Source organism: Dyella sp. 01N448, from assembly GCF_056399225.1.
The window spans coordinates 322,672-339,150 of sequence record NZ_JBFTQX010000001.1 but is presented as its reverse complement, the minus strand read 5'-3'; the positions used below and the strand labels follow the sequence as shown (position 1 = coordinate 339,150).

Here is a 16,479-nt window from a genome sequence, read left to right as displayed (position 1 = left end):
ACTGAGGCGCTGGATCCCGGCGTGCGCCGGGATGACGAATAGGAGGGCTTGGGGCTAGATCAGCGGCTGACCGCAGCCACCGCATTCACCACCGTATCCAGATTCGCGCGGTTCAACGCCGCCACGCAGATCCGGCCAGTGCCGATGGCGTAGATGGCGTACTCCTCGCGCAGGCGGTCCACCTGGGCCTTGCTGAGGCCCGAGTAGGAGAACATGCCAGCCTGCTCCTGGATAAAGCCGAAATGCGATGCACCCGCCGCGGCGAGCCTCTCGACCATGCCGGCACGCATCGCGTGGATGCGCTCGCGCATCTCGCCCAGCTCCTGCTCCCACATGGCCTTGAGCTCGGCGCTGCCCAGCACGGTGGAGACCAGCAGGCCGCCGTGGGTGGCCGGGCTGGAGTAGTTCGAGCGGATGGTGCGTTTGACCAGGGACTGCACGCGCAAGGCTTCGTCGCGCGTCTTGCCCACGATGGACAACGCGCCAACGCGCTCGCCATACAGCGAGAACGACTTGGAATACGAGTTGGCAACCACGAAGGCGTCGATGCCGGAGGCGGCGAACAGGCGCACCGCGGTGGCGTCGGCGTCGATGCCTTCGTCAAAGCCCTGGTAGGCCATGTCGATGAAGGGCAGCAGGCCGCGCTCCTTCACCAGGTCCACCACTTGCTGCCACTGCTCGGCATTGAGGTCTACGCCGGTCGGGTTGTGGCAGCAGGCGTGCAGCAGCACGACGGTGCCCGGCTCCAGCTTGCCCAGGTCCGCCAGCATGCCGGCGAAGTCCAGGCCGTGCGTGGCGGCGTCGTAGTAGGCATAGGTCAGCACGTCGAAACCGGCCGCGCCGAACACCACGCGGTGGTTTTCCCAACTCGGGTTGCTGATGGCGATCTTCGCGCTCGGCAGGATCTGCTTGAGCAGGTCGGCGCCGACGCGCAGCGCGCCGCTGCCGCCGACAGTCTGCGAGGTCGCCACGCGGCCGGCGGCCAGCAGGGGCGAGTCTTCGCCAAACACCAGTTTCTGGGTGGCGAGGTCGTACGCCGGCAGGCCGTCGATGGGGATGTAGCCACGCGGCTTGGCATCGAGCGCCAGCTGCTGCTCGACCTGCTGCACGGCGCGCAACAGTGGGATGCGGCCCTGCTCGTCGTAATAAATGCCCACGCCCAGGTTGACCTTGCCCGGACGGGTGTCGGCCACGAAGGCCTCGGTGAGTCCCAGGATCGGATCGCCCGGGGTCATTTCAACGGATGCAAAGAGAGACACGGCGTTACTCGACTGGTTTTCGGTGAAGGTCACGACTCGTCCGGCGTACCGGCAAGCCACTCGTGCGCATCGGCGCGGGCGACACCTTCGCGCGCGCCCAGCGTGGCGAAGTCAAACAGCTTGCGATCGGTGAGCTGGGAGGGCTGCACACTGCCCAGCGCGCGAAAAATGTTCTCGGCGCGCCCGGGTTGGGTCTGCTCCCAGTCCTCCATCATGCGCCTAACCGCCTTGCGTTGCAGGTTTTCCTGCGAACCGCAGAGATTGCACGGGATGATGGGGAATTCCCTGGCCTGGGCGTACTCGGCGATATCGCTTTCCTTGCAGTATGCCAAGGGGCGGATCACTACGTGGCGGCCATCGTCCGAACGCAGCTTCGGCGGCATCGCCTTCAGCTGCGCCTGATAGAACAGGTTCAGGAAAAAGGTGCCGAGGATGTCGTCGCGATGGTGGCCCAGCGCGATCTTGCTGACACCGTTGGCCGCCGCCCAGTGATACAGCGCGCCGCGGCGCAGGCGCGAACACAGGCTGCACATGGTCTTGCCCTCGGGAATGACCCGGGTGACCGTGCTGTACGTATCCTGCTCGATGATATGGAACGCCACATCGCGCCCGGCAAGGTATTGCGGCAGCACGTGGGCAGGGAAACCGGGCTGCTTCTGGTCCAGGTTCACCGCGACGATCTCGAACCGCACCGGCGCCTTGGCCTGCAGTGACAGCAGTACGTCCAGCAGCGTGTAGGAGTCCTTGCCGCCGGACAGGCAGACCATGACCTTGTCGCCCTCCTCGATCATGTTGAAGTCGGCAATGGCCTGGCCCACCTGATGGCGCAGGCGCTTGGCCAGCTTGGTGGCCTCGTAGTGCTGCTTGCGGGTGGCGTCGGGCTGGGCGGACATGATCGGTGGGCAACGGGACGGCCTCCCATTGTAACGATCTGGCCGGCCGGGGCAGTCTCTTTGGGTCGCGCAGCGCTACACTGCGTGTGTTTTCCCCAGCCATTCGCACCGACATGCAGGTCCAGGACCAAGCCGAAATTGCCCACTTGCTGGCCGAGCTGCGCGTAGAGCACCGCGATCTCGACGTGGCCATCGAGCACCTGGCCGTGTCGCTCAGCCGGGACGAGCTTCAGATCACGCGCCTGAAGAAGCGCAAGCTGCTGCTGAAGGACCACATCGCCCGGCTGGAAAGCAGGCTGATCCCCGATCTGGACGCCTGAGACCTCCCACGGAGCACCAATGCCCGCGCTGACGCCTGTCCTGCTGGAAGACGCCTACGTCGCCCTCGAACCCCTCGCCCCCGACCACGCCCCTGCCCTCGAGGCTGCGGCGGCGGACGGCGAGCTGTGGAAGCTGTGGTTCACCAGCGCGCCCGGGCTCGGCGAGACGACCGGCTACATCGCCAAGGCCCTGGCTGGCCAACAGGCGGGTCTGATGCTGCCCTTCGCGGTGCGCGAGAAGAGCAGCGGCGACATCGTAGGCAGCACGCGTTTCTATGACTACGTGGATGACCCGCGCCGCGTTGCCATCGGCTACACCTGGTACGCCAAGCGCTGGCAGAAGAGCCATCTCAACACCGCATGCAAGCGCCTGTTGCTGCAGCATGCCTTCGAAACCTGGAACTGCGTGGCGGTGGAGTTTCACACCGACCATCGCAACCTCGATTCCCAGCGCGCCATCGAGCGACTGGGCGCGCAACGCGAAGGCGTCCTGCGCAATCACAAGCGCCGTCCCGACGGCAGCTTGCGCAATACGGTGTGCTTCAGCGTGATCGACAGCGAGTGGCCGGATGTATCGCGCTGGCTGGCGCTGCGGCTGGAGCGTTTGGCGGGCTGAGCATCGATGTTCTCTGTAGGAGCGCACTTGTGCGCGACCGCGGCGTCGCATCGTCCCCGCTTCGTAGGTGGTCGCGCACAAGTGCGCTCCTACAAAAGAACTTCGATAGGTGGCGCTCCTCTCACTTGTACGAGCGCACCTTGTGCGCGACCGCGGCGCCGTGTGGTCCCCGCTCTGTGAGGTTGTCGCGCACAGGGTGCGCTCCCACAGGGACAGGCGACGACTCAGAGCAGCCGATTCACCAACCGATCCAGCCGCACGCGCCGCATGCGCCGCAGCAGCTTGCGCACTTCCGGCGGATAGCTGCGCACACCTGGCAGGTCGCGATAATGCGCCAGACGTGTGGCATGCCTGCGCAACGCCTGCCATTCGGCTTCGTGCTGCGGCAACAGCCTGCGTGAGGGATCGCGCAACAGCAGGCCATTCTCAAGATCCAGCGCCCAGGCACGCGGGTTGAGGTTGTTGCCGGTCAGCACGGCGAATTCCCCGTCCACCAACAGACCCTTCAGGTGATAAGTGTTGTCGCCGTCACGCCATAGCCAAAGGTTCAACTGGCCGCTGTCGATGGCGCCCTGATGGTCGTGCGCGAAGCGACGCAGATTCGCTTCATACAGATACGGCAGCATCCCGATGCGGCTGAACGGCTGCTCCGGCGGGATGTAGAAATCATTGGCCGTCTTGTCGCCGACCATGATGTCCAGCTGGCAACCACGGCGCAGCAAGTGACCGATCACCACGCGCACGGGGCGCGGCAGGTTGAAGTAGGGCGTCAGCAGGATCACGCGCCGCTGCGCGCCACGCAGCAGGGCCAGTAGTGTTTCGTTGAGCGCATTGTCGTTGCGCCCGAAACCGGCCAACGGAATCACCGCGACGTCGCCATCGCGCGGCGCCTCACTGGCGCCGCCGTATTGCGCCAACTGCAGCGACTGGCGCAAGCGGCGGATCGGCTCCTGCAGGTCACGCGTACGCGGTTGCGGCAGGCGATCCAGTCGCGGCACGGCGTCGCTGCCGCGGAGCTGCGCATCGACATAGCCGGCCATGCTGTCGGCCAGCGCCCGGTGACGAATCAGGTGATAACGATCGAGTCGATAGCGGCCGTGCCTGGCCAGGTACACATCGTTGAGGCTGGCGCCGCTGTAAAGCACCGCGTCGTCAACGATGAAGCCCTTCAGGTGCAAGACGCCGAACAACTCGCGCGTCTGCACCGGCACGCCACGAATGACCACGCCCTCGCCCAGGCGCTGCGCATACTCGCGATACATCGCAGCATTGCCCTCGCTGTCGCCCTTGCCGATCAGGCCTCGACGCGCGCGATGCCAGTCGACATACACCTCCACCGACAGATCAGGGTGTGCGCGTCGCGCCGCATGCAGCGCTTCGATCACTTCGCGACCGGCATCGTCGTCCTGCAGATATAGCGCGACCAGCACGATGCGGCGCTTGGCCTGCGCAATCAGCGAAAGCAGCGTTTCGCGAAACTCGGTCGGGCCCGCCAGCGTGGTGATGGCCTCTGCCGGCACGGTGAAACTCACCTGACCGGACAAGTCGAGCCCGCGACCCCGACCCAGTGAAAGCAGTCGACGTGCAAGGTTGCGTGGCGAGGGTAGCGGTCGATTCATAGGGGCCATGTTAGCAATCCAGCCCCATCTTGTAGGAGCGCACTTGTGCGCGACCGCCAGATTACCGTGACGGTCACGTCAAGCGGTCGCGCACAAGTGCGCTCCTACACGGGCCTCAGCGTTCCTTGTCGAGCACGCGGCGCGGCTGCACGTCGATGCTCACCGTCATGCCGGCCGAGAGGATCAGGCCCTTCGGCTCGCTGGACTCATCGATGTCGACGCGCACCGGAACACGCTGCGCCAGGCGCACCCAGTTGAAGGTCGGATTGACGTCGGCCAGCAGATCGCGGCCGGTCGGATTGTCGCGATCGGTAATGCCGCGCGCGACGCCGGTGATATGACCCTTGAGGCGAATACCGCCGCTCAACATGCGAATGTCCACCGGATCACCCACGCGCAGATGCGGCAGCTTGGTTTCCTCGAAGTAACCGTAGATGTAGTAGCTATGGCGATCGATCAGCGCGAGGCGCGGGCTGCCGGTCGCGGCATAGTCACCGACACGCACATCAAGATTGGTTACGTAGCCGTCCACCGGCGCACGCACTTCGGTGCGTTCCAGGTCGAGCTTGGCGCGATCCAGTGCCACCTGCGCCTGCACCACCGCGGCTTCCGCTTGTTCGCGCGAAGCATTGGCCTGATGGCCGCTGGCCTGCGCCTGTTCCCACACGGCGCGCGCGGTCAGGGCTGCGGACTTGGCATCGGTGCGTTCTTCCTTCGGCACCACGTCGGCCAGATCCTGGCGACGCTGTGCCTGCTCCTGGCGCATGTCGTACTCGGCCTTGCGTGCCGCAGCGCTGGCCAGCACCGCGTCGATGTTCGCGCCGGCGGCGCGCGCAGCGGCCTTGGCAGCATTGAGGTTGGCTTCGGCCTGCTGTTCGGCGATCTGGAAGCGCTGCGGGTCGATTTCGAACAGCACCTCGCCCTTCTTCACTTCCTGGTTGTCGATCACCGGCACGCGCGTGACCAGGCCCGAGACGTCCGGCGCGATGCGCACCACTTCGGCGCGCACGCGGCCATCGCGCGTCCATGGCGCATACAGGTAGTGCCGCCACAGCGCATGGCACAGCAGCAAGGCCACGATCACGACGACGGCCGTGATGGCGAAACGGAGCACAGCTTGAGGTTCGAGTTTCATAGGTCAGGGATATAGGAGCAGGCCAGCCGCGCCGAACAGCACGAAGAACACGGCAACGCGAAACAGGGAGGGATGCCACACGTAGCGATACAAGCCGTAGCGGCCAATGAGGGTGTCGATACCCCACAGCACCAGCAGGCAGCCCAGGTAGACCAACAGCAAGCCCGGTACCAGGGCATCGGCAAGGGCGACTTCACGGGGCATGGGCGATCTCCGGTGCCTTGACGATGTAGGGTGCGAGCGCGGACTCGTCGTCGCGCAACGCCGTGCGCAATTGCAGCAGGTCCGCCAGCGCCGGCTGGCAGCTGGCCCGCGCCTGCGGCAGTGTCTGCGTAGTGAGTGTGATGGCCTGGTCAACGGCGTCATCGGCCACCGCCCAGCGCGCCTGGTCGGGCGCGTCGTAAAGCTTCGCCAAGGCATCCAAGGCGTATTGCATGGATTCCCTCACCGGCGGCGGCAGGCCCGTATGCAACATGTCCTGGCGCGACTCGATCGCCGCGCGACCACTGTCATGCACGGCGAGCGCCCAGGAAAACAGCGCGCGCGACTCTTCGCTGCCCTGGCGGGTGAACTGCACGATCTGCTGATAGAGATCGCGATTCACGCTTTCGAAGCGATACAGGATGCCATCCATCGGTGCGGTGGCGGCATACACCACCTGCCGCCGCAACTGCGCCAGCTGACGTCGGCGCAACCACTGCGTACCGATCACGGTCGGGATGATCATGAAGGCCGCGCCACTCGCCATCAGGCCGAACAGCGCGGCGATGCCGTCGTTGATGAAGCGCTCGGGCGCATAAACCATCGGATTCTTGAGCGCCAGGATATAGACGAAACCCAGCGAGTAACCCGCGCCCACACCGGGTAAAGTGGCATTGCGCGTGGTGAGATACGGCCCGAGCGCGAGCAGTGGCGCGGTCACCAGGATCAGCATCACGAAGCCATCGCTGCCCGGCATCAATTCGAATACCACGAAGTACGCGGCCACCAAGCCGATCGCGTAAGCCACCCAGGTGTTGGCGGTTGCCAGCACCGGCATGGGCGAGGTCGCCAGCAAACCGCTGAACACGGTGGCCAATAACAGCGCACTGAGGCCGAAGGTCCAGCCGGTTTCGATCCAGAACACGCTCAGCGTGGCCATGGTGAGGAAGGTGCGCACGATGGCAATCAGCGGCGAGGCGTAATCGTTGGCGCGCTTGAAGTCCACGCGCTCGACGGTGCCGCCGATCACACCCTGGGTTTCACGCAGGGTTGCTTCCAGTGAAGTGAAGTCGCGCAACTCGGCAGCAAAGCGACGCACCAGGGTGGTGCCGCTGTCGAATTCCAGCAGCAGATTCGGATCCTGCCGCAGATCTTCGCGCAACTTGGCCGCGAGCACCGGCAGCTCCGCTTCGCAGGCCTCGATGCGCGTCGCCAGCAAACGCGGCATCGGCTTTTCGGAAGGATCAGGGCTGAGCGCCTTGCCAATGGGACCATAGAGTTTGATCAGCGCCGCCGCCGTGCGCGGGTGGTTGCTGCGCTGCAGGCGATTGATCAGATGGTGCAGCGACTGGAAGCTGGTGGCCGCTGCCATATAGCGCAGATTGAGCAACTGCATGCGGCTGCTGCGCGCGCGCACCTCGGGGTCCTCGAAGATCACTGAGGAGCGCAAATCCTCGATCTGCACCGCCGCACGCACGAAGCGCAGATGCGCGTTCTCCATGTCCTCTCGCGGAATGGCGCCGCCCAGGCTGCCGCGCGCGAAATCGATGAAGTGCTGGTAATGCTCGCGCGAGATGCGTCGAAGCACGTCGCGCAAACGCACCGGCAGGACCACGTCACTGACCAGGCCGGAGACGATGATGCCGAGCATCACCTCGCTCACGCGACCCACCGCCGAATCGAACACTGCCGTCGGATGATCGATCGCCGGCAGCACCACGATGAAAGCCGTATAGCCGGCGAGCACGAAGCCGTAGGACATGAAGTTGCGGTAGAGCACCGCGCCGCCGGCGCATAGCGCCACCCAGATCGACAAGCTGAGCAGGAACAGTTCGCGCTGCTGCGGGAACGCCGCCATCAGCAACACGCCGAACAGGCTGCCGGTGCAGGTGCCCAGGGCGCGATAGAAGCTCTTGGCCAGCACCGTGCCGCTCTGCGGATGCATCACGATGGCCACGGTGATCATCGTGGTCGCGGGCTGCTCCAGCTGGAACACCATCGTCAGCCATGCCGCGAGATAGAACGCGATCAGGCTCTTCACCACGAAGATCCAGGCCTGGCCCTCTTCGGCGGCGAAATCGCGCAACCACGGCGGGTTGCGCCAGGAGGCGAGGTCGCCAGGCATCGCCGACATGGTCAGGCACGCTCCAGTTGATCGAGAAACTTCTTGAGCAGACGCTCCAGCTGCCCCACATCGCGCTGGGACATGCCTTCCACCTGCCATTCCAGCATCGCGCAGACATCGGGCAGGAAGCTTTCGATCAGCGCGAAGCCTTCGTCAGTCAAAGTGAGCGTGATTTTGCGACGATCCTCGTCGCTGGCGTTGCGTGCAATCAGACCTTTGTCGGCCAGCTCGTTGGTCAGTCGCGTGATGTTGGCCAGCTTCTCGCCCGCCGCGTCGGCCAGCTCGGTGGGATGCATCGCATTGCCCTCGGTGCCGTAGATCATCATCAACAGGTTGTATTGCGGATGATTGATGCCGTACGGGCGCAGCATCGCGTTGGCGTCGTCGTTCACGCGCTTGAAGATGTGCCGGATCAACCGGATGAGCACGGCCGGGTCCTGCGGAAAGGCGGGATAGCGCTGACGGGTCACCGTCAGACGCTGTTCGGTCGGAAGAAAGCTGCTCATGGCGCCCCGATTAATTAGTACATATATGTAATATATATAACTGAATTTTATGCCCGCCCCGAATGGCATGCAAGAGCGTCGGACGGCGCGCGTGAAAAAGGCGCCACGAGGGCGCCTTCGAGGTAAAGCTGGCGAGTGGTTCGCCCGTCGCCTCGGCGATGGCCGAGGCGCTGTTGCGAACTGAGCGCGCGCTCGACGCGGCTCAGTTGCCCTTGGCAGGGTAAGTCTCGAACCCACCCGGCGCGGTGCCGTTCGGCGCCGGATTCGGATTCGGATTCGTCGGGTTGGCCGGACGGGCCGACGGCGCCAGCTGGGCATTGCCGCACTGGTAGGCGCCCCACGGCTGCGAGCCGTCGGTGGGTTCGCCCATCGGTTTGATGGTATCGGCGTGCATCTTGGCCGCCTCGTTGCGCGCCATCACTTCCAGCTCGTCGCGCACTTTGATGTCGTTGCGATCGATGGGGCCGACGTGATCCATCACGGACACGGTGACCTTGCCCAGGTCACGGCAGGAAGACACATCGCCGCTCCACGCCGTACGGACGTTCTTCCCGGCGTCGTCGAGCGTGATGCCATAGGTGCACGCGCCAAGCAGCGCGATGGGAACGAGCAACAGCAGGGTCTTACGCATGAGCAGCTCCGCAACATGATGGAAATGAAAAGGCCAGGCGGTTTCCCGCCCGGCCTCCATCCTAACCCGGGGACGTGAACAGCTCCCCATAGGGGATGCGCTGACCTGATCGGCGTGGGCGTCACCGGCTCTGCCTGCCCGCAGATGTGTGTTGCGACGATGAAGGCAGGCTGGGTGCCTGTCGAATCGGCGCGGCACACAGCTGCGGGCAGGCAGAGCCGGCCTCCGGTGACATCCAGAAGGCCCCCAAGCCGCGATGCACGGCTTGCACAGGCAACCAGCCTGCGCTTCACCGCGCCTCACAACTTGGCGGCCTTCTGAATGTCATGCCGCCCACGCCGATCAGGTCAGCGCATCCCTCAATCTCACGCTTACTTCGACGGCTTGGACGCCACTGGCTTGCCGTCGCCGTCGATCACCTGCACGTCGCCAAGATTCAGCGCACGCACCGGCTGCTCGATCTTCTTCAGATCACCCACGATCACCCAGGTCAGCGCCTTGGGCTGGACGATTTCCTTGATCGCGCTTTCGGCATCGGGCTGGGTCACCGCTTCGGTGCGGGCCTTGAGCGTCTGCACGTAATCGTCCGGACGGTTGTACTGGACGATCTCGCTCAACGCGCTGAGCACCTCCGAGCCGGTCTCGAAACTGCCCGGCAGGCCGCGCACGTTGGAGTCCTTGATCTTGTTCACTTCCTGCTCGGTGAGCGGACGCGCAGCGATCACCTCGTTGGCTTCCTTGGCCACTTCGTGCGCGGATTCAGCGGTCTTGTCGGTCTGCACCGGGGCGTACATCAGGAACGGACGCTGACCGATCGCATCGCGCATGAAGCTGAAGGCGCCATAGGCCCAGCGCTTGTCCTCGCGCAGGTTCATGTTGAGACGCGAGGTGAAGCTGCCGCCGAACGCGCCATTGGCCACGTCGATGGACAGCTCGTTCGGCGCCTTGCTGGACGGCGCCAGCAGGCCGGCCAGGATCAGCGACTGCGGTGCATCGGGCTTGTCGATCAGGAACACGCGCGGCTTGGGCTGGGCGGCCACCGTGGCGATGTTCTTCTTCGGCACGGCGCTGGACGGCGCCTTCCAGTCGCCAAAGGCGGCATCGAGCTGCGGGATGATCTGCTGCAGCGTGGTGTCGCCGGCGACCAGGATCTTGACGTTGTCCGGACGCAACCAGTCGTTCTGGAAAGTGGACAGGTCCGATGCCTGCATCGACTTGATGGCAGCTTCCGTACCCGAGCCGGTGAACGGGATGCCATAGGCGTGATTGGCGCCGTAGAGCAGCGGCGGCAGGGTACGCAGGGCCAGCGCGGTGGGCTGGGTCTTTTCCTGCGCGATGCCGGCCAGCCACTGGCCGCGGATGCGTTCGATGTCCTCGGATTTGAACGCCGGGTTGCGCACGATGTCGGCGAACAAGGCCAGCGACGGCTGCAGCTGGTCGTTCAAGGCATTGAGCGAGGCCGAGCACGAGTCCAGCCCGCAACCGATGCGGGTGATCGCACCCAGGCGCTGCTTGCGCTTGGCCACTTCCACCGAGTCGAGATCCTTGGTGCTCTCGTTCATCAGCGTGGTGGTGAAGCTGGCGGTGCCGAGCTTGTGGCCCTGGTCGGCCGCGTAGCCCGCGTCGAACATCAGCTGCACATGCGTCACCGGAATGGTATGGCGCTCGGCCAGGATCACTTCGATGCCGTTCTTGAGCTTGCCGCGTTCCAGCGCCGGGAATTTCAGGTCCGGGAACTGCGACACCTGCGGCACGCCCTTGCTGCGGTCGATGTCGCTCTTGGCCACGGTGTATTCGTGCTTGGCCGGCATCTTGGCGGCTGGGCGATCAGGCTGCGGGCCCAGCGCGACCACCTTGGCGTCTTCGCTGTCGGGATTGAAGTCGTTGCCGGCGGGCAGCACGGTCAGCAGGTAATCGCCCTTGCTGAGCCACTTGTCGGCAGCAGCCTTGACGCTGCCCGGAGTGGCGGCATTGGCGCGTTCCAGGTCCTTCTTGTAGGCACCCGGATCACCGCGATACACCTGACCTTCCGCCAGAATCACAGCCTTGCCGCCGAAGCCGCCGACCTTTTCCAGGCCGCGCACGAAGCCGGCGCGGTTGCCGATCTTGGCGCGTTCCAGTTCGTCGGCCGTGGGGCCTTCGGCGAGGAACTTCTTCACCTCTTCGGCGATGACAGCCTCGACCTTGGCCTGGTCCACGCCGTCCTTGATGTCGGCCTGGATCTGGAACTGGCTGGCCAGCGCAAACGGCGAAATGCTGGCGGACACGTCATCGACCAGCTTGTCCTGGTAGACCAGCCGCTGATACAGGCGCGAAGTCTTGCCGCCGCCGAGCACGGTGGAGGCGAGGTCGAGCTGGATCGCATCGTCCGTGCCCAGCTGCGGCACCACCCAGGTGCGATAGATGCGCGGCTGCGCCACGTGGTCATGCTGGATGCCGCGGGTGGATTTGGTGAGCGGCGTGATCCACGCCTGCTGGCGCGGCACCGGCGGGCCGGCGGGGATGTCGCCGAAATACTTCTCGGCCTTGGCCTTGGCTTCCGCCACGGTGATGTCGCCAGCCAGCACCAGGGTGGTGTTGGCAGCGCCGTAGTAATCGTGGAACCACTGCTTCACATCGCCCAGCGAGGCGGCGTTGAGATCGGCCATCGAGCCGATGGTGTCGTGCTGGTAGGGATGGTTGCCCGGATAGGTGTTGGACAGGATGTTCTGGTCCACGCGACCGTAGGGACGGTTTTCGCCCTGGCGCTTCTCGTTCTGCACCACGCCGCGCTGGGTGTCGAGTTCCTTCTGGCCGATCGCGCCGAGCAGGTGGCCCATGCGGTCCGACTCCATCCAGAGCGCCATGTCGAGCGCGGTGGTCGGCACGGTTTCGAAGTAGTTGGTGCGGTCAAACCAGGTGGTGCCATTCATGTCGGTGGCGCCGGCCAGCTCGAACGGCTGGAAATACGTGCCCTTGTGATTCTCCGAGCCGGAGAACATCAGGTGCTCGAACAGGTGCGCGAAGCCGGTCTTGCCCTTGGGCTCATCACCCGAACCCACGTGGTACCAGATGCTTACCGCGACCACCGGTGCCTTGTGGTCCTCATGCACCACCACGGTGAGCCCGTTGGGCAGCGTGAAGCGGGTAAAGGCGATATCCGGAACTGCTTGCGTGGATTCGGCAGCGGCCGCCTGAGGCAGCGCGATCGCGGGCAGGCCGGCGGACATGCTGAGCACTCCTGCAACGAGTAGGGCGAGGGGCTTTCTTGCCATCACGACACTCCTGTTTTTTTTGACGAATGAACATTCCGAGGCTAGCCACGGCCCGGAACCTTGGCAAATGACCAATGGCATGGTGGACAACCGCCGTCGAGCTTCGTTCGACGCAAGATCATGACGGGGCGGCGTGCAGGACCTCCGGACAGGTGTCCGCAGTTGTCCGGCCACGCCCGGTCGCTGTCCGCGGACAGCTCACGCCTACTCACCGACCAACAAAATTCCTCGTAGTAACAGCCACTTGACCCGACAGAAAGGCTTGGCACGGGGCTTGCCATATGTACCGTGCAGGACTACCCCACCTTTCATCGGAGACATGATCATGAAATTCGAAGCCTTGATGCTGCGCGGCCTTTTCGTTGCCTGCCTGCTGGTTTGCGGACTCGTGCTGGGTGCCATGGTGAACGCTTCCCCCGAAGCCATTCGCCTCGCCGCCGCCGGCAGCGCCGGCCAACTGATTGCCCCGACCGCTTGCGCGCTGCCGCCCGACGGCGTGGTGTGCCCGCGGCTCTCCAACGGCTGAGCAAGGACGCTCACTGTTTTACGGGTCCACGGACAGACCTGATAATGGCCGGATGCTGCATGTCATCCTCTACCGACCGGAAATACCCCCCAATACGGGCAACGCGATCAGGCTGTGCGCCAACACCGGCGCCTCGCTGCACCTGATCCGCCCCCTGGGCTTCGAGCTGGACGATGCCCGCCTGCGCCGTGCAGGCCTGGACTATCACGAATACGCGCAGCTGGCTGTGCATGACGATCTCGCCAGCTGCCTAGAGAGCATCGGGCAGCCACGTGTGTTTGCGTTTTCCACGCGCGGGCGGGTCGCGCATGTGGATGCGCGTTTCGTTGAAGGGGATGCGTTGTTGTTTGGGTGTGAGACGGCTGGGTTGCCTGGGGAGGTGCTTGATGCGCTTCCGGAAGAGCAGCGGTTGCGCTTGCCGATGCGGGCGAACAGTCGAAGCCTGAATCTGTCGAATACTGTGGCGATTGCGGTGTATGAGGCGTGGCGGCAGATGGGGTTTGTGGGGGCGGCGCCGTAGCGCGCTGGACGCCTTTCGCTGGTCTCTTTTTTTGCTCGTCATCCCGGCGCAGGCCGGGATCCAGAGCCTCGGTGTCTAGTTGTCGCCTCTCCGCCAGCGTGCCGCCTACGCGGCGGGCGTTTCGATCGGCTGCCGCCGACCGAGTCACTTTTCTCTTGCTGGCCCAAGAGAAAAGTAACCCAAAGAGAATGGCCTGATAACGCCCGCAGCATCGTGTTGGGATAAGCCCGAACGCTCGAGGCACACCGTCAGGGGACAACCTCCGAGGGTACACAGCGGGTACTTCCAAGCGCTGCGCAACGCGCCCGAATCGCTGAGGACTTAAAGCGGGGCCTCGCTACGCATCGGCTTTGACGCTGCGGATTGCGAACTCGCTACCGCGCCTGGCGCTTGTCTGTGGGAGCGCACCCTGTGCGCGACAAACCTACGGAGCGGTGCACCGCACTTCTCCCTCTCCCCTCCGGGGAGAGGGCTGGGGTGAGGGGCGGGTGCTCGCGGGAACGCTTCAAACATAGTCCCTGCTCTTCAACCTCAGCCCCACCACCCGACCCGCTACAATCGCCGCCATGACTGCCCCATCCCTCATGTCCCTCCTGCCCCGCCCCATGCGCGCCCTCGCCGGCCGCGCGCTGGAAACGGCGTTGAACCACACCTTGTCGCTCGATCCGGAAACCGCCGGGCGGCTATCGGCGCTCGATGGGCGCAGCGTGCAGTTGCATCTGCGCGGACCGGAGCTGGCGTTGTCGGTGACGGTGGAAGGCGAGCGGCTGAAGGTCGGTCCTGCGCAGGACGACAACCACCTGCGGGTCGCGGCAACGCCCGGCAGCCTGCTGGCGATGCTGGTGAAGCGCGATGATGAAGGCGTGGCGCCCGGCAAGGTGGAGATCGCGGGCGATGCCGATCTTGCGCGTCGTCTGGAAAAACTCGCGAGCAAGTTCGCGCCGGATTTCGAAGAGGCGTTCGCACGCACTTTCGGCGATGTGCTCGGCGTGCCGCTGGCCAAGGCCGTGCGCAGCGGGCTGGCGCATGCGAAGGAGACGGCAAGCCATCTCACCACGGATACCGCCGACTGGCTGCGCGACGAAGCCCGCGTGGCAGCCGCGCCCGGTGAAGTGGAAGGTTTCCTCGACGGCGTCGACGAACTGCGCGAACGCAGCGAACGCCTGGAAGCGCGCCTGACGCGCCTGGAGCAGCGTCTGAAGAAGGGACCCACCGCGTGAGGACACCGCTGAAGGTGGTACCGCGCGTGATGCGCGTCGCTTCCGTTTTGCTCGCTTATCGCCTGGATGAACTGGTCGATGCCGCGCACTTGTTCCGTCCGCTCAAGCTGGTGCGCCCGTTCGTGGCGCGGCCGCGCACGGACATCACGAATCTCCCACGCGGCGCCCGCCTGCGACTGGCGCTCACCGAGCTCGGCCCGATTTTCGTCAAGGCCGGCCAGGTCCTTTCCACGCGCCGCGACCTGGTGCCGGCGGACATTGCCGACGAACTCGCGCAACTGCAGGATCAGGTGCCGCCGTTCCCCGGCGCCGAAGCGCGCGCCATCATCGAGCAGGAACTGAAGGCGCCGATCACCGCGCTGTACACCAGCTTCGATGAAACGCCGCTGGCCTCTGCCTCGATCGCGCAGGTGCATGCGGCGACACTGGCCGATGGCAGCGCGGTGGTGGTCAAGGTGCTGCGTCCGGGCATCGACCAGCAGATCGCGCGCGACATCAAGCTGCTGCGTTCGCTCGGCGAGCTGGCGCAGCGCTGGCATCCCAATGCCGACAAGATCCGCCCGCTCGACGTGGTCGCCGAAGTCGAGAAGATGCTGGAAAACGAGCTGGATCTGCAGCGCGAAGGCGCCAGCGCCAGCCTGCTTCGCCGCAACTTCAAGAGCGGCGAAGACCTCTACGTGCCGGCGGTGTTCTGGGACCTCACCAGCGCCCGCGTGCTGACGCTCGAACGCGTCTACGGCGTGAGCTGCGACGACATCGCCGCGATTGATGCGGCCGGCATCGACCGCAAGGCGCTCGCCGTAAAGGGTGTGCGACTGTTCTACGAACAGGTGTTTCGCGACAACTTCTTCCACGCCGATGCGCATCCCGGGAATATCTGGGTCGACACGGCGCGCCCGGGCGATGCGCGCTTCATCGCACTGGATTTCGGCATCATGGGATCGCTGCCGGAACGCGACCAGTATTGGCTCGCGCAGAATTTCATCGCCTTGTTCGAACGCGACTACGCACGCATCGCGCAGCTGCACGTGGATGCCGGCTGGATGCCGTCCACCGTGCGCATCGACGAACTGACCGCGGCAGTGCGCACCGTCTGCGAGCCCTACTTCACCCGTCCTCTGTCGCAGATCTCACTGGCCGAGCTGGTGGTCAAGCTGTTCCAGACGGCGCGCCGCTACGAGTTGACGCTGCAGCCGCAGCTGATCCTGTTGCAAAAGACCTTGCTCAATATCGAAGGCGTCGGCCGCATGCTCGACCCGGAGATCGATATCTGGGCGGTGGCGCACCCGGTGCTCAAGCGCATCCTGCGCGAGCGCTACAGTCCGCGCCAAACCCTGCGCGAGGTGCGCAAGCGCCTGCCCGAGTGGTTCCATGCCGCGCCTCAGTTCCCGGAACTGGTGCGCGATGCGTTGCGCCAGGTGGCTACCGGCGAGCGGCAGACGGTCAGTGATCCGGCTGAACTGGCGCAACAGCGCGATGAGGGGCAACGCACGCGACGCGCGCTCTCGTTTGGGTTGCTAGGCGCGAGCTTGCTGATTGGCAGTGCGGTGCTGTGGACTCAGGCGAGCGAGCACGGCGTGTGGCTCGCATCCGCTTGCTCCGCTGCCGGCTTGCTTGCCTTCGTAGCGGGCTGGCCTCGTCGCTGATTGTTCCG

General features: G+C 64.9%; 15 protein-coding genes. 6 read left to right on the top strand and 9 right to left on the bottom strand.

What is annotated here, in order from left to right; genetic code table 11:
- Positions 1-59: 59 nt before the first annotated feature.
- Positions 60-1,259 (bottom strand): amino acid aminotransferase, encoded by a 1,200-nt coding sequence (locus AC1DKY_RS01545; protein ID WP_441602138.1) that lies wholly within the window; start codon positions 1,257-1,259, stop codon positions 60-62.
- A 29-nt stretch (positions 1,260-1,288) separates the two neighbouring features.
- Entirely contained in the window at positions 1,289-2,152 is an 864-nt protein-coding gene (ttcA, locus tag AC1DKY_RS01540; RefSeq protein WP_441601994.1) for a tRNA 2-thiocytidine(32) synthetase TtcA, read from the bottom strand.
- A gap of 113 nt (positions 2,153-2,265) precedes the next feature.
- Between ttcA and AC1DKY_RS01535 the strand changes: the two genes are divergently transcribed.
- Together AC1DKY_RS01535 and AC1DKY_RS01530 are read left to right on the top strand one after the other, a co-directional pair.
- Positions 2,266-2,472 carry a YdcH family protein gene (locus AC1DKY_RS01535; protein WP_046972478.1) on the top strand — a complete coding sequence of 69 codons (207 nt, stop codon included), beginning with the start codon at positions 2,266-2,268 and terminating at the stop codon, positions 2,470-2,472.
- Between the two features lie 19 nt (positions 2,473-2,491).
- Complete coding sequence (locus tag AC1DKY_RS01530) at positions 2,492-3,088, top strand: GNAT family N-acetyltransferase (RefSeq protein WP_441601993.1); 597 nt, start codon at positions 2,492-2,494, stop codon at positions 3,086-3,088.
- Positions 3,089-3,312: 224 nt separating this feature from the next.
- On the opposite strand, the gene pssA is transcribed toward AC1DKY_RS01530, so the two are convergent.
- The 7 genes from pssA to AC1DKY_RS01495 form a co-directional block, all read right to left on the bottom strand.
- On the bottom strand, positions 3,313-4,707 hold the full coding sequence (gene pssA / locus AC1DKY_RS01525) for a CDP-diacylglycerol--serine O-phosphatidyltransferase (protein ID WP_441601992.1): 1,395 nt from the start codon (positions 4,705-4,707) through the stop codon (positions 3,313-3,315).
- 115 nt (positions 4,708-4,822) lie between these two features.
- Entirely contained in the window at positions 4,823-5,842 is a 1,020-nt protein-coding gene (locus tag AC1DKY_RS01520; RefSeq protein WP_441601991.1) for an HlyD family secretion protein, read from the bottom strand.
- A gap of 3 nt (positions 5,843-5,845) precedes the next feature.
- A complete protein-coding gene (locus AC1DKY_RS01515) occupies positions 5,846-6,046 on the bottom strand; it encodes a DUF1656 domain-containing protein (protein WP_441601990.1) in 201 nt (66 codons plus the stop codon).
- Positions 6,036-8,177 carry an FUSC family protein gene (locus AC1DKY_RS01510; RefSeq protein ID WP_441601989.1) on the bottom strand — a complete coding sequence of 714 codons (2,142 nt, stop codon included), beginning with the start codon at positions 8,175-8,177 and terminating at the stop codon, positions 6,036-6,038. The genes AC1DKY_RS01515 and AC1DKY_RS01510 overlap by 11 nt, the downstream gene beginning before the upstream one ends.
- A 2-nt stretch (positions 8,178-8,179) precedes the next feature.
- Complete coding sequence (locus AC1DKY_RS01505) at positions 8,180-8,674, bottom strand: MarR family transcriptional regulator (RefSeq protein WP_441601988.1); 495 nt, start codon at positions 8,672-8,674, stop codon at positions 8,180-8,182.
- Between the two features lie 202 nt (positions 8,675-8,876).
- Complete coding sequence (locus AC1DKY_RS01500; protein ID WP_441601987.1) at positions 8,877-9,305, bottom strand: DUF4156 domain-containing protein; 429 nt, start codon at positions 9,303-9,305, stop codon at positions 8,877-8,879.
- Positions 9,306-9,676: 371 nt separating this feature from the next.
- Complete coding sequence (locus AC1DKY_RS01495; RefSeq protein ID WP_441601986.1) at positions 9,677-12,559, bottom strand: M16 family metallopeptidase; 2,883 nt, start codon at positions 12,557-12,559, stop codon at positions 9,677-9,679.
- Between the two features lie 325 nt (positions 12,560-12,884).
- Here AC1DKY_RS01495 and AC1DKY_RS01490 point away from each other — a divergent pair, with 325 nt between their 5' ends.
- The 4 genes from AC1DKY_RS01490 to ubiB all read left to right on the top strand — a co-directional run bounded on the left by AC1DKY_RS01490 (position 12,885) and on the right by ubiB (position 16,471).
- On the top strand, positions 12,885-13,085 hold the full coding sequence (locus AC1DKY_RS01490) for a hypothetical protein (protein WP_046972488.1): 201 nt from the start codon (positions 12,885-12,887) through the stop codon (positions 13,083-13,085).
- 52 nt (positions 13,086-13,137) lie between these two features.
- On the top strand, positions 13,138-13,605 hold the full coding sequence (gene trmL, locus AC1DKY_RS01485) for a tRNA (uridine(34)/cytosine(34)/5-carboxymethylaminomethyluridine(34)-2'-O)-methyltransferase TrmL (protein WP_441601985.1): 468 nt from the start codon (positions 13,138-13,140) through the stop codon (positions 13,603-13,605).
- Between the two features lie 584 nt (positions 13,606-14,189).
- Entirely contained in the window at positions 14,190-14,825 is a 636-nt protein-coding gene (locus tag AC1DKY_RS01480) for a ubiquinone biosynthesis accessory factor UbiJ (RefSeq protein ID WP_441601984.1), read from the top strand.
- An 8-nt stretch (positions 14,826-14,833) separates the two neighbouring features.
- Entirely contained in the window at positions 14,834-16,471 is a 1,638-nt protein-coding gene (gene ubiB, locus AC1DKY_RS01475; RefSeq protein WP_441602137.1) for a ubiquinone biosynthesis regulatory protein kinase UbiB, read from the top strand.
- Positions 16,472-16,479 lie beyond the last annotated feature (8 nt).